Genomic DNA, 14,168 nt, shown 5'->3' with positions numbered 1-14,168 from the left:
GCGACGGCCGACCGCCGCACCGCGAGGCGGTGTCTGTCTCCCTCTCCACGGTCCCCGCAACTCGGGCAGGGCCGCGTCAAACAGAACCCCGAATGCCCCGTGCCGAAAGGTCCAATCCGACCTCCTGGCCAGGACTGCGGGGCCTAGCAGGTGGCGGCTTCCTCCACTGTCGCCCGCACCTTGAGGAGCGTGTCGACCCCGGTGATGTCGAGAAGGCGGCGCAACTGCTGTGTCGGCGCGGCCACTCGGAGGTCGACGGATCGCTGGGTGAGGATCAGCAGGTTCAGGAGAGCCGAGTCGGCGAAGGCGATGCCGGAAGCATCCAGAACCACCTTCGAATGCTTTTTCGCCGCCGCGTCCAACGCCTCCGACAGCGGGGTGATCGAGTACAGATCGTACGGGCCACGCGCACCGACAACGCAGACACCGCAACACTCGTACTGCGCCACCGAGGCCTGGTCGAGCCCCTGCGGCCGGGCCACGTCAGCGTCCGTGCACCCCGTGGCCGCCTCATGCAAAGACACCTTCGGGTCCCTCCCGCACATACAGGCCCTGTCATCCATTACACGAAAAGTATGTCATGTACTTCGGTTCATACAAAGACGGTCCGCAGAAACGCCATGCAAGGTTCACGTGCCCGAGGTCATCCCGATTGGACCTCCGTCACCAGTCACGCCCCCGCGCTGGCGGCCGTCGACATCGCCGACCACTGCCGCCCCAAGGAACAAGCGATGTGGCAGAACCTCTTCACGGCCCCCGCCTACGGTCCCGAGGTCGGCGAGGACCTCGCGCATGGCGAAGCGCCGCTCCCCCGGCGTCCGCGACGGCGCCGCGATGGACGGGGCCGCATCCGGGCTGCCTGAGCATCGGAGCCGGTCCGCCACGGCGGACCGGCTACATTCCCGCCAGGATGATTAGTAGAATCAGTGCATGGCAGAGGCACCTCAAGCTCACTTCGGATGGACGTTCGTCACCAACCACGCGCGGGTGCTGGCGGCCATCGCCGACAACCCGAACATCCGGATCCGTGACATCGCCGCCCACTGTCGGCTCACCGAGCGCGCCGTCCAACGGATCATCTCCGACCTGGAGCAGGACGGCTACCTCTCCCACACCCGGGACGGGCGCACCAACACCTACCGCATCCAGCCGGACCAGGTCCTGCGCCACCCCGCCGAAGCGGGCCTGACCGTGGCCTCGCTTCTCTCCCTGCTCGTACAGGACGAAACCGACCGCGGACGATCGTCCGGCACCACGCTGTCGCCCTATGCTCACACGAGCGGTGCGCGATAGGGGCAGTGTCGCAGTCCGCCCACGACAGGGCGACTCGCTCCCGGCGCTTGTTGCACCGGCGCCGCATGCCCTGACAGCATGCCGTCATGGACGGTCCTCCGCGGCGCGACGGCCGGACGCAACACGACTCCCCCGAGCCCCGGAACCGGCCGCGGCCTGATGCCCTGCGCCACATCACGCTGGACGACGTGCCGACGTCCACCATCGTGTTGGACGACGACGGCGCCATCGTCGCAGCCAATGACGCGGCCCTCAGGATGCTGGGCAGAAGCCTCGTGGAGCTCGTCGGAGAGGACTTCCACGACCTGCTGCACCGGGACGACCATGGGCACACCATGCCCCGCACCAGCTGCCCACTGCGCAGAGCGCTGCTCGAAGGCAGCACCAGCCACGGCGACACCGGGCGGTTCGTCCTCGGGGACGGCTCCCTCGTCCCGCTGTCCTGGGTGGTCACACCCTACGCACTCGGCGCGAAGGCGCCGGGCGGACTCGTCCTCCTGTACAAACCGACCGCAGTGACACTCGCCAAGGGTGATGCAGGAGCCCCTGCTCCCCTGACGGAGCTGGAGCGCCTGGCCCTGCTGGCGGAGACGACCACGACGCTCACATCAACGCTGGACGTGGACGAGGCGCTGCACCGGCTGGTGGCCCTGACGGTGCCCCGGCTGGCGGACTGGGCGGTGTTCGACCTGCTCACCGAACGCGACGAGGTGACGCGCGCACTGGTGATGGAACACAAGGACGGCGTCCTGATCGAGCGGGAGGATCTGCAGGGGCCCATGCCACCGGTCCCCGAGGAGTCCCCGATGCCGCTGTCCAGGGCGCTGCGCGGCGTCGCCTCCTCACTCGCCGGCCCCTCCACCTACCAGGGCGAGCCCGACTCGGGCATCGCCGTCGAACAGCTCCGCCTCTTCACCACGACGGGCATGCACTCCGCGATCATCGCGCCCATCCGCGGTCTGCGGGACGTACTCGGCGCCCTGACCCTGGGTCGCTCGCAGCGCCCTGACGCCTTCACCGCCGCGGACCTGCCGCTGCTGGAGGATTTGACGCGCCGCACGGGTCTCGCTCTGGACAACGCCCGCTTGTACCAGCGCCAGCGCAAGGTCGCCGAAACCATGCAGCGCCATCTGCTGCCGCAGCTCCCCAGCGTGCCCGGCCTCGAGATGACGACGAGGTACCTGCCCGCACCGCACGCCTCCTCTGTGGGCGGAGACTGGTACGACGCTTTCGCCCTGTCCCCCGACGTGCACGCCCTGGCCATCGGTGACGTCGTCGGGCATGATCTCGACGCCGCGGCCGGCATGGCGCAAGTACGCAACATGCTGCGTGCCTTCGCCTGGTCCCAGCCAACGGCCGACCCCAGTGCCGTGGTCAAACAACTCGACGAGGCCGTGATGCACATCGCCGAGGTCCCCATGGTGACCATGATCCTCGGCAGGATCTGGCGCGGTGACGACGGTCTCTGGCACCTGCGGTGGACGAACGCCGGCCATCCGCCGCCCCTGCTCATCGCCCACGACGGCCAGGCCCGCTATCTGGACGACGCCCACGGCGTCCTCCTCGGCACCGGGGCCGACAGACCACGCCCCGACACCGTCACCGTGCTGCCGCCCCGCGCGACGCTGCTGCTGTACACCGATGGGCTGGTCGAGTCCCCGCACCATTCCATCGACCGGGGGCTGGACCGGCTGCGCCGGCACGCGGCGTCCCTCGCCCGCCGTCCACTCCCCCGGTTCTGCGACTCCCTGCTGCACGAGGTGCGACCGGACGACAACGACGACGACGTCGCCATGCTCGCCTTGCGCACGCCGGACCGATCCCAGGCATGATGCCCGCCGAACGGGGACGCCTGACGTCTTTCACATCGAAAGAACTCAACCGCCTCCCCGCTTTCCACCGCCACCACCGCTGAGAGAGCGGGGAGATGTCGCGCGCGGGTGTCAGCGGGATTGGCGCGCGCAGGCGCGCGAGGATCCGCCTGTGGGGTGCGATGGGTGTGGAGGGGCGATGTGGCAGTGGCCGACGCTGCCGACTGCGCGGGAAGAGGAGATCTGGTCCTGTTCCTGGTGCCACGCCGCCACCCATGCGGGTGGCGAGTGGTTCGAGGTCTCGCGGCCGCCGTACTTGCCTCTGGCGATGCGCTGGTCCGGTCGCAGATCAGGGTGCGCCTGGCGGCCTGGGACCGGTGGGCCGCACGGCCGGCCCTCCACCGCCGCCCGATACGCCGGTCCGCACGTCCCGGTCCGGTGTCACCGTCCGGCGAAGAGTTCGGGATGCGCCGTGAGTTCGACCCGGGTGCGACGGATGTGCCCCGTGAGATACCGCTCGCCGTCCTCGGCGTCACGGCGCCGCACGGCGTCCAGGATCAGCCGGTGTTCCGCGTTGACGACGGCGGCCCGCCCCGGGTCCGCCAGCTCCATGAACGCCCGGCGATAGTGCTGCGTCGAGTTCCACAGCCGCTCCGTCATGGCGAGCAGGTGGTCGCTGGGGCAGGCGGCGTAGGTCGTCATGTGGAAGTCCCGGTCCAGGAGCAGGAACCGCTTGACGTCTCTCTGGCTCTCGATCTCGCCCTGGATGCGTTCCAGGTCGGCCAGGTGGTCGGCGGTGAGACGGGGGAGGCTCTCCGTCAGGGTCAGGGGCTCGAGGCGTTCACGCATGCGGTAGTGGATGTACACGTCCTCAAGGCTGAGCACGGGTACGCGTGACCCTCGGTTGGGAAACGACTCCGTGAGTCCTTCCGACTCCAGGATCCGCAACGCCTCTCGGACCGGGATCCGGCTGGCACCGAGACGCGCCGCGAGTTCGTCCTGTCGCAGCCAGGTACCGGGGATCAGCTCTCCGGCCAGGATCTCTTCGCGCAGGATGTCGGCGATGTGCCGGCTCCTGACGCCTTCCGAGCCACCCGGACCACCGGCGCGTACAGGAGTCAAGAGCGGTCACCTCCAAGTAGTCCCGGTCCGCGATGGGCCCCGCTGCAAGGATAGGACACGGCCTCGTGCGGGCGAGGTCCCCGAGTGCCGCGCCCGGCCCCGTCGGCACACCGGCAGCCGGTACGGCCGGGCAGCGGGGCCGGCAGGCGCGGGTCGGGCCGCTCGGTGCCGTCGACGAAACCGAGCATGTCGCGTTCGTCGCCTGGCCGATCGGTTCGAGCGCTGCGCGGACACCGCACTGGCACGGAGGAATGCCTCCTCGGCCGTACCCGCACTGCGCCAGGCCGCCGACGTCGTCGACGATGCGCGCCGCCGAACCGGCCTCCTGGTCCGGGCCCGGCTCCTCGTGGTGTCCGACGGCGCCACCCACGGCCTCGCCGTGTCCCGCGGCCGGGTGGAGGACATGGTCACGGCGGCCGCGGACGCCTTCGGCGCCGGCACCGTGCCGATCGCGGAAGACCCACTGCGACGAGTGGGCCGCGGGGCGGCGCTAGTCCCGCCCCGGGCCGTCGTGCCTGGTCCCCGCCCTCCGGGAGGGCGGGGACCAGACACGACCGGCGACCCGCGGCCGGGGAGGTCATCGGCGCCGCTCACACCGTTTCGGTGGGCGGGAAGAACACGACCTGAGGCTCGGCGTTCTCGTCCAGGCGAAGGCTGTGGTACATCGTGAGCGTGTGGTTCACCCCGAGAGTCTCCACCCCGGCCAGCCGCCCGGACCACTTCTCGAGGAGCGGCTTCGACGCCTCCGCGGCGGCTGCCTCGTACATGGTCTTGAAGTAGACGTAGATGTGGTCCAACCCGACCGTGTCACGAGCCAGTTCGCGCTTCAGCGGCGTGATCTCCAGGGCGTGCCGGGCCGCGTCGCGGACGTCGTGCATGTACTCACGCTGGATCTCGATGTCCTCCCGGGTGCCGAGACGGGTGAGGTGTCCCGTGATCATCGTGTCGAAGTCGAACGAGAGCGCGTGGTCGTGGTGCGCCATGAAGCCCGGGATGTTCTTCGACTGGGCGATGTTCGTGAAGGGCACCCAGCCCGGGTAGATCACGTCGACCAGCATCAGGATCCGCTGCCGCGGCAGGTGGACAAAGCTGTTGCCCGGCGCGTGATTGCTCCCCTTGTAGTGCAGGTCGATCACCTGGCCGCCGACCTCCAGCCGGTACGAGTCCTTGAAGGTCACGTCGGGCAGTCGGCGCAGCGGATCGCTGTGCTCGCACAGCATCGAGTGCGTCTCCTGCTGCGCGACGCGGACGGCGTCGTCCGGGAACTGGTTCACGGAGCCGATGTGGTCACCGTGATAGTGCGTGTACACCACGTGCGTGATGGGTTTGTCGGTCACGTCCCGGATGGCCCGTGTGACGAGTCCGCCGAGCGAGGGCGGCGCGTCGACGGCGACGACTCCGTGATCGTGCACCACGAACGCGCACTGGTAGCCTCCGTCCGTCACCCAGTGGACGCCGCCGGTGATCTCCTCGACCAGGTACCCGCGCGCCGGCACCCTGGGGCCGATCGCGTTGCGGGGAACCGGCGGGATCTCGAATCCACGGGCTGTCTCGGTCATCGCTTCATCCTTCGGAACAGACGGTTCGCCGGGGCTCGGCCTGCTGGCGGTGGCCCCGGCACGGTGTGGGGACGCTCGCGTCGGCCGGCGATCCGGTCCTGCGGGCGGTTGAGGTGCGACTGCGGTCCGTGCACGTGCGGCGGCCGGCCACCGGCCGCGAGGGGACGCGGACCGGCGACCGGCAGTCGAGGAGCTCGGACGGTCCGGCGGGACCAGCAGCGGGGAGAGATCGGCTTCTCCCGCCGGATGGACGGGCCGACCGCGTGGCCCTACCGGAGCACGACGGGTACGCCGCCCCGTACCGGGAGCACGAGGCGGACCGACCCGTACGTCACCGGGTCTCTCCGGCCTCGGGCAGGCTCCGCCAGTCGTCGGGGAAGAAGAAGGCGTCCGAAGTGGGCGGCACCGGAGACTGGACTTCGATCCAACGGGCGGGCTCGTCACGCTCGTTGACGAATCCGTGCGTGCCGTCGGTGCTGACCCACACCAGGTCGCCGGTCTGGGTGACCTCCTCGTTGCCGTCGATCCAGCCGCGCATCCCGCCGCCGATGAAGTAGTAGATCTCCTCGAAGGGGTGGTAATGGACCTTCGCGGCCCGCCCCGGCCCGGAGCGTCCGGCGATGCTGGCGATGAAGGTCGTGTGGTGCTGCGCGCCGAGCAGTTGGTCGACCATCATGCGGATGCCGATGTTCTTGATGTTGGGCCCGTGATAGCCCGGCATGGACAGGTCACCGAAGGGGACCACGTCGGTCGATTCGCTGTAGTGGCCGACGAACCGGTGTCGCGGGTCGTTCTCCGACGGCCGTCCCAGGTACTCGCCGGACAGCGGCTCGGCCGAGATGTGGCTGCGCGCGCCGTCGAACGTCGGAGGCTTCGGCGCCCGGACCGAGAACCAGCTCAGGCCCTGGTCGCCGGCCGACAGCGAGTGCGGCATGCCGACGGGGGCCACCCCGTAGTCACCGGCACCGAGGTCGTACTCCAGGCCCGCGAGGGCCGCGCGGCCGTTGCCCCCCGTCACGAACCACGACTCCTCGAACGGGCAGCGGTTCCAGCCCAGGGTGGCGCCGGGTGCCAGTTCGTACAGGGAGATCTCCATGTGGTGCGACCCGTGGACCTCGCCGACCATCAGCGCCTGGCGCAGTCCGGGCACGTCCTTGACGTCGATCCATTCGCGTTCGGCGGCACGTGAAATGTGGTATGCCATGAGTTCCCTCCACGGTTGACGCGTAGTGGCGGGACCGAGTGTGGTCGCCGGGGTGTTAATCCCCCGGAAACCGTGCGCACCGTTCAGCGGCGCAGCCGGGAGACGAGGCGGCGCACCTCGGCGGACGGCGCGACGCCGAACTCGCGCATCACCGTGGTGTACCGCCGGTACAGCCCGAGCACCGAATCGTCGCTGCCGCTGGCGTGGGCCAGAGAGATGGCCAACTGCCATGCCTGCTCCCGGTGCGGGCTCGTCCTCAGCACCTCGTTCACGAGCCGCCGTGCCTCGCGGTACCTGCTGAGCCGGAACGCGAGTCGCGCCGCCTCGATCCGGCCACCGGTGACGCGTTCGTCGATCTCGGACCGGCGTTGCTCCACCCACAGGCTGGACACGGGCTCCAGGTAGGGCCCCCGGTCGGCGTGGGCCAGCGCCTCGGTCATGGTGCGCAGCCGGATCTCGCCGTCCTGGTGGTCCGCCTGCACAAGTGAGTCGAGCACGACCTGCGCGGTGCCGCTGACCAGGTCGGGGCAGGCGAGGGAGAACCGGTCGCCGTCCTGGTGCGGCACCAGTTCCTCCGGCAGCACCTCGCGCAGGCGGTAGAGCGTCTGCCGGAGGTAGCTGCGTCCGGCCGCGTTGTCACGGCCGTCGAACAGCGCGTCCAGCAGTTCCTGGCGCGGCACCTCGCGCCGGGCTCCGAGCAGGTAGCTGAGCAGTTCCATGCTCTTGCTCAGCCGCGGCGCGGTCTCCTGCCCGTCGACGGTCAGTACGGGCTCGCCGAACTCCTCCAGGGACAGCCGCGGTGCCCGCGCACTGACCCGCAGCGGGTCCTGGCTGGACAGCGTGGCGATCAGTTCGTGCCAGCGCGACATCCGAGTCGGTGAGGCGTCCGCCTCCCTCACCGCGACGGCGGGCACGTCCGTGAGCGCGGCCAGCAGCAGGTGCTGGGACCCCTGTGCCGCGGATTCGGTGAGGGCGAGTTCGGCGGCGGCGTCCGACGCCTCTTCCTCGCCCAGCCGCCAGTACGCCTCCGCCAGGTAGGCGGCGGCGGTGGCGAGTTCGAGCCGCCGGTCACCGCGGCGCATTCCGTCGACGCAGGTCTCCAGTTCGGTGCGTGCCTCGGTGTCACGGTTGCGGATGAGGAGGCTGAGTCCGCGCCACAGTTGGCCCAGTTCTCTGCTGAACGCGTGCTCGGAGGCGCCGCTCGCCTCCGCCTCGGCGAGCGCGCGGTCGGCCGCGTCGGTGTCGCGGTGCAGGCGCAGGCAGAGTTTCGCCTCGTTGAGCAGGCCGAAGACGTGGTAGAGGCGTGAACCCGTCTCGGCGATCAGCCGCCGGCCGCGTTTCAGCGCGGCCCACGCCTCGTCCGGCCGTCCGAGGTCGACCATCAGGTCCACGGCGTCGAAGGCGTGCAGCCAGGGCGGCTGCCACGAGTCACGGCGCACCTCGTACATCTCCATGGCCTCGTCCAGGCGGCCTGTCGCGCGCAGTCCGGCGATGATCCAGGGTGCGCCCAGCACCGACCTCCACGGGTCGAACGCCCCGGGCCGTTCGAGCCCGCCGAGCCGGCCGCGGAAGTAGGCGATCCGCATGAGCAGACCGTCCACGGTGCCCGAGGACCCCGAAACGGGTTCGGGGAAGGGCGGCGCGTCGCCACCGGACAGCGCCAGCAGGTTGTCGGCGCCCTCCCGTGCCCGGCCGGCGGGCAGCCGGTCGGCCACCGTACGCGCCTCGGCGAGTCGGCCGGAGTGCCACAGGCACCACGTCGTGAGCAGCAGCGCTTCCTCGAAGTGCGGTGAGTCGGGCCCCGGGAGCCAGTCGTAGCCGTGCCGGTCCAGTAACTCGTTGCCGCGGCCCCACTGTTCGAGGGCGAAGGACACGCGCAGGACCACGGTGCCGACCTCGGGGGTCGGCGTCCTGCGGGAGGCGTCCATCGCGTCCAGCCACCGGGCCGCCGAGGCGAAGTCCATGCGCGCCACCAGGTCGGGGAGGGCGACCGCGGCCTGCCGCCAGGCGTCCTCCGTGTCCCCCAGGCGCAGGAATATGTCCACGGCCTCCTCCAACGCGCCCTGCTGCACCAGCAGGTCGGCGTGGAGCCGGTGCAGTCGCCGCACCTTCTCCGGGTGCTCCGTCCGCTCGAGTTCCCCGGCCAGGAATTCCCGGAACTGGTGGTGCGGGGTCAGCCGGGTCCCGTCCCTCGACCAGAGCACCGGCAGCCGCTGGGACCGCAGGCGGGTCATCAGCCGGGCCGCGTCGCTCTGGCCGAGCGCCACCGCGTCGGCGACCGAGATCTCGGCCAGGGGGCTGGTGTGCAGCAGGAAGGTGCGTTCGTCGGCCGGGAGGGTGCGCAGGATGTTCGCGGAGAGGTAGTCGCGCAGGGCGTCGGACCTGTCGTCGGCCGCCTCGGCCGACCGCCATCCCTCGAACAGCACCCCCGCCACCCAGCCGCCCGTCATGTCGACGACGCTCTCGACGTCCGCGTCGGACTCGCCGACCAGCCGCAGGGCCTTCGCGGCCTCGTCGGCGTCGAAGGCCAGATCCTCCTCGCCCAGTTCGCCCACGCGGAAGACGTCGCCGATCGACCCGAAGTCGAGTCGAACTCGGGTGCGGGAGAGGAGGACCAGGCTGACGCCGGCGGGCAGGTACCGGGCCAGCGCAGACAGGATGGCGACGCATCCCTCGTCGGAGGCGATGCGTTCGACGTTGTCGCACACCAGTACCAGTCCACTGCCCTGGAGGCTCTCCGCGAGCAGGCCCGCGGCCTCGCCGGTCCGGATGCCGTCGTGCAGGGCGTCGGTGGCGACGTGGCCCGCCGCGGGGACGTGGCCCTCGACCGCAGCCTCCAGGTAGACCAGCAGCCGTCCCGGGGCCTGTTCCGTCCCGTCGAGTGACAGCCAGGCGATGGGACGGCCGAGGTCCCGCAGGGCCACGGCGACGGCCGTGGTCTTGCCTCCGCCGGCGGTGGCACACACCGTGACCACGGGGTGACGGTCGACGAGTGAGCGGATCCGCTCGGTCAGGCGGTCGCGCCGAACGATGTCGTCGCCCGGCTCGGGCGCGGTCAGCTTCCGCCGGATGACCATCCGCCGGCCGTTCGCGTGAAGCCCGTGCTCGTCGTGCAATGTGGCCCGCCCAACTCGAGGTCAGAACACCGTGTCGCCGGGGCGGCACCGGCCGCGGCAGGCCGGTGCCACGTGACGCCCGAACGACCCCACGGTGTCATGGTCGAAAACACCGTGGCGACGGTCAAGCCCGGTTTCCCCGGGATTAACAGAACGGACCGGGAGCGACACCGCCGCTGTCGGGCGGATCAGGCGAAGGCTTCCGGGGTGCGGAAGTACGCCTTGCCGTTCGGGTACGACACCAGTTCGCACTGGAGCCCCCACGGCGAGAGGAAGTACACCCACCGCTGTCCTTCGTGCGGACCCTTGCTGTCCGTGGGGTCCCCGAGCACGCGCAGACCGCGCCGCCGCAGATCGGCCACCGCCGCGTCGATGTCCTCGGCGTACAGGGCGAGGTGGTGTCCGCCGATGTCGCTGTTGCGCGGGGGTTCCAGCCGCTGGTCGGGAGACTGGTACTCGAAGACCTCCAGAACGGCGTGGCCGCCGATTCCGAAGAAGAAGATGCGCGGTGACACGGCCCTGTCGTGCACGTTGAGGTGCTCGCTCATCCAGTGGCCCTCGTCGTCGCGCAGCGGTCCGAGCCGGTACAGGTACGTGAAGCCGAGCACGTCTTCGAAGAACTCGCGCGCCTGGTCCAGATCGGGGACGGTGATTCCGAAATGATCGGCACGGGTGATTCCGGGTATGGGCATCGATGCCTCCGTGTGATGCGGTCTGCTTGCGGGTCCGGGCGGTTCACGGGAAGACGACGGTGCGCTTCCCGTCCAGCAGGACGCGGTTCTCCGTGTGCCAGCGCACCGCTCGGGACAGTGCCAGGCATTCGACGTCCCGGCCGAGGGTGGCGGCGTCGGCCGCGTTCATGGAGTGGTCGATGCGCGCCACCTCCTGCTCGATGATGGGGCCTTCGTCGAGGTCGGGGGTGACGTAGTGCGCGGTGGCCCCGACGAGCTTCACCCCTCGGGCATGGGCCTGGTGGTAGGGGCGTCCGCCCTTGAAACTGGGCAGCATCGAGTGGTGGATGTTGATGGCCCGCCCCTCCAGCCTCTTGCACAGTTCCGGGGAGAGGATCTGCATGTAGCGGGCCAGGACGACGAGGTCCACGCCGAGGTCCTCGACCAGGCCGACCAGTTCCTTCTCGGCGGCCGGCTTGGTCTCCGGCGTGACCGGGATGTGGTGGTAGTCGACGTCGTACGTCTCGGCCAGGTGCCGCAGGTCCGGGTGGTTCGACACCACGGCGGCGACCTCGGCGTTCAATCCGCCGTTGAAGGCCCGGAACAGCAGGTCGTTGAGGCAGTGGCCGAACCGGCTGACCATGATCAGGAGCCGTTGGGGCCTGGAGGCGTCGATCAGCCGCCATTCCATGGAGAACCGCTCCGGCACGCTCGTGAATCCGTCGCGCAGCGCGTCGATCGTGGTCAGGGGGTCGAGCGGCTCGAACTCGACCCGCATGAAGAAGGTGCCTGCACTGCGCTCGCTGAACTGCTGGCTCTCCACGATGGTGCACCCGTTGCCCAGCAGGAACGTCGAGACGGCGTGGACGATCCCCGGCCGGTCGGGGCAGTTCAGGGTGAGGACGTAGCGGGATGCGGTCATGAGGAATCACGTCCTCCACGATGAGGGGCAGCGCCCGGAGGGTCCTGGCGTGGCACGGTCACACCAGGGGCCGGGTGCGGAGCGTGGCGCGGATGTGGCGCTGGACGTGCGGTTCGACCGTGGGCTTGGCCGAACCGCCGTCCGGCTCACCGACCACGATCGTCACCTCGCGGCCGTCGACGGCCTCGTGCTCGTCCACCATGGCCAGCGAGGACCAGCCCCCGACGTTGACGGTGTATCCGGCGTTCGCGGAGATGCCCACGGGCCGGCCGTCGACGAGGATCCGGTCGTAGGACCCGGTGGCGTAGTTGGAGACCGGCATCTCCAGGTACTTCGCGTGCGGCCCCGAGCCGAACAGGCTGTCGGCGATCAGCTCGGCCGTGTCCCGGTCGTTCCAGCGCAGCCACACCTTCCGGCGGTGGGGCTTGGAGGCCATCCCCTCCAGTGCCTCGCGCCCGATGAAGTCGTGGTCGAACTTGATCACCCGGCCGTAGCCGAGATCCCACGGCGTGACGTAGTAGTCCTCGATGTTCTCCGACACGAAGCTGCCGCCGACGGACGCGTTCGCCTCGAAGCCGTCCGCGGACAGCCACTCCCGGAACGGCCTCATCGACTCCCCGGTGTAGATGGCCGGCACCGGCGCGGGGATCCAGCCGGACTCGATGGCGGTGGAGGGATAGGCGCGGGAACCGCCCAGGCGCAGACCGAACTCCTCGCCGGCCGCGAGGAGCGCCTCGCGGACCGTTTCGCCGTGCTCCGAGGGGCCGACCAGTTCCAGTCCGGTGAACTCCTCCCCGGGCGCCCCGATCATGGTGTGGTTGAGAGCGCGGACGGGGACTCCCGCGATCTCGAACTCGCCCATGGCGAAGAACCTGATCCGCGGGAGCGGCGCACCCACCGCCGTCTCGACGATCCGGTGGGTCGCCGGGCCGTTGAGCTGGAACCGGAAGGTGAGGCGCCTGCCGTTGTTGGCCACGGACCGCTCGTCGCGCGTCACCGTGACGCGGTAGTTGCCGTTCTCGGCGTGGAAGGCGGCCCAGTTGGGTGCGACCGGCCGTCCCACCAGGCTGAACTCGTCGTCCTCGAAGGCGAACAGGATGGCGTCCCCGACGAAGTATCCGTCGTGGTTGCACGCCACGAACTGCTTCGCCTTGTTCCTGCCGAAGTTCTTGAATCCATTGACGCCAAGGTCGGACATCAGCCGCAACGCGTCCGGGCCCTTGAAGTATATGTCCGTCATATGGTGCGACTGGTCGAAGAGCACCGCCGTCTCCCGCCACGCACGCTGTTCGTCCCGCCAGTTCGTGTACTCGGCGCGCATGGGGTACACGTAGGGACCCTGCGGAGCGTTGCGCAGCATCTCCACGACGTTTCCGGACTTCTGGATCTTCTCTTCCAGATTCATGAACACCCTCGTTCCTCTGTCCGCGGACTCGGTTGTGCCGGAATTGCCGTTCAGTGACATCAGCCGGCCTTCTCCACACCGCTCGCGCGGTACAACCAGTCGAGCGTGGTGTCGACCTGGTTGAAGGAGAAGAGATGCAGTCCTTCCACCGAGAGATCGGTGAAGGAGATTTCCTCTCGAACGGCCAGCAGCAGATCCAACGGCTCATAGGCGCGTCCGAGCAGCAGATTGCCGACCATTCCGTGCTGTTTGGACAAGAATCGCAGTGACTGACCAACCCCGATCTTGACCGAGAGTTCGATCAGTTTCCTGATCTGCAGCGGGGCCGCGACGCCCATGCGCAAGGGCAGGGTGACGCCGCGTTCGCGGGCCGACCGCAGCCAGCCGGCCAGTGCGGAGGCGTCGAAGCACAGTTGACTGACCATGTAGTCGGCGTGCTGCTGCTTGCGCAGCAGTGCCTCGAAGAGCACGTCGTCGGCGATCTTCGGATGCCCTTCCGGGTAGCAGCCGACGCCGATCCGGGACAGGCCGTGGTCGAACTCGACCAGTTCTTCCAGGATTTCCGCGGCCTCGCTGAACCGGCCGACGGGCTTCTCGCCGTCGCCGCCGATGACGAAGAGCTCCTCGACCCCGAGATCGGTCACCCCTCGCACGAAGTCGCGGAGCGCGGCCCGGTCCTCCACCATGCGTGCCGCCAGGTGCGGCACGACCCGGTGCCCGGAGCGGCACGCCGCGGCGACGTGATCGAGTGTGCGCGCAAGACCGAACCGGGGAGAACAGGTCACGCTGACGGTGGTGCCGACGGGTACGGCGTCCACCTTCTCCTGCGCGCCTTTCAGCGGGACTATCTCGATGCTCGAATTACGGACGAGCTCGTCGACCGAAAGTTCCGGGTCAGCAGAATGCGCCATTGCGGTTCTCCGCCTTCTTGAGCTGGGGCACATCGGGGTCCCTCATGCGGTGCACACCGGAGAGAATGCGAGTGACCTTAGGGCAGGGGACGTTAGCCACTTGTTAATCGAATCCACGCGGAGTTAGCGGATCCGTTAGCCGGTCTTGCCGCCC

Annotated in this window: 11 protein-coding genes; 2 read left to right on the top strand and 9 right to left on the bottom strand. The window is 69.5% G+C overall.

All coding sequences use genetic code 11. The features are described from left to right. Positions 1-143: 143 nt before the first annotated feature. On the bottom strand, positions 144-545 hold the full coding sequence (locus BZZ08_RS02175; RefSeq protein ID WP_198601258.1) for an STAS domain-containing protein: 402 nt from the start codon (positions 543-545) through the stop codon (positions 144-146). A gap of 385 nt (positions 546-930) precedes the next feature. Here BZZ08_RS02175 and BZZ08_RS02170 point away from each other — a divergent pair, with 385 nt between their 5' ends. Then, positions 931-1,293: a helix-turn-helix transcriptional regulator gene (locus BZZ08_RS02170; RefSeq protein ID WP_104630406.1), complete on the top strand. Its 363-nt coding sequence runs from the start codon at positions 931-933 to the stop codon at positions 1,291-1,293. Positions 1,294-1,379: 86 nt separating this feature from the next. After that, entirely contained in the window at positions 1,380-3,125 is a 1,746-nt protein-coding gene (locus BZZ08_RS02165) for a SpoIIE family protein phosphatase (protein WP_104630405.1), read from the top strand. A gap of 420 nt (positions 3,126-3,545) precedes the next feature. Here the strand turns inward: BZZ08_RS02165 and BZZ08_RS02160 are convergent, their stop codons facing one another. From BZZ08_RS02160 to BZZ08_RS02125, 8 genes are all read right to left on the bottom strand, one after another. Beyond that, positions 3,546-4,226 carry a GntR family transcriptional regulator gene (locus BZZ08_RS02160; RefSeq protein ID WP_104630404.1) on the bottom strand — a complete coding sequence of 227 codons (681 nt, stop codon included), beginning with the start codon at positions 4,224-4,226 and terminating at the stop codon, positions 3,546-3,548. 590 nt (positions 4,227-4,816) lie between these two features. Beyond that, a complete protein-coding gene (locus BZZ08_RS02155; RefSeq protein ID WP_104630403.1) occupies positions 4,817-5,785 on the bottom strand; it encodes an MBL fold metallo-hydrolase in 969 nt (322 codons plus the stop codon). Between the two features lie 331 nt (positions 5,786-6,116). Then, on the bottom strand, positions 6,117-6,989 hold the full coding sequence (locus BZZ08_RS02150; protein ID WP_104630402.1) for a cupin domain-containing protein: 873 nt from the start codon (positions 6,987-6,989) through the stop codon (positions 6,117-6,119). Positions 6,990-7,072: 83 nt separating this feature from the next. Further along, the gene (locus tag BZZ08_RS02145; RefSeq protein WP_104630401.1) at positions 7,073-10,066 is read right to left on the bottom strand and encodes a BTAD domain-containing putative transcriptional regulator; all 2,994 of its coding nucleotides are present in this window, start codon (positions 10,064-10,066) and stop codon (positions 7,073-7,075) included. Positions 10,067-10,293: 227 nt separating this feature from the next. Further along, positions 10,294-10,797, bottom strand: a complete 504-nt coding sequence (locus tag BZZ08_RS02140) for a VOC family protein (RefSeq protein WP_104630400.1) — start codon at positions 10,795-10,797, stop codon at positions 10,294-10,296. Between the two features lie 43 nt (positions 10,798-10,840). Continuing rightward, a complete protein-coding gene (purU, locus tag BZZ08_RS02135) occupies positions 10,841-11,698 on the bottom strand; it encodes a formyltetrahydrofolate deformylase (protein WP_104630399.1) in 858 nt (285 codons plus the stop codon). Between the two features lie 58 nt (positions 11,699-11,756). Then, complete coding sequence (locus BZZ08_RS02130; protein WP_104630595.1) at positions 11,757-13,103, bottom strand: aminomethyltransferase family protein; 1,347 nt, start codon at positions 13,101-13,103, stop codon at positions 11,757-11,759. Between the two features lie 59 nt (positions 13,104-13,162). Further along, a complete protein-coding gene (locus BZZ08_RS02125) occupies positions 13,163-14,014 on the bottom strand; it encodes a methylenetetrahydrofolate reductase (RefSeq protein ID WP_157953303.1) in 852 nt (283 codons plus the stop codon). Between the last annotated feature and the right edge of the window lie 154 nt (positions 14,015-14,168).

This window comes from Streptomyces sp. MH60, assembly GCF_002939385.1.
Taxonomy (GTDB): Bacteria; Actinomycetota; Actinomycetes; order Streptomycetales; family Streptomycetaceae; genus Streptomyces.
Note: the sequence above shows the minus strand (reverse complement) of the source record. Positions and strands in the feature narration are given on the sequence as shown.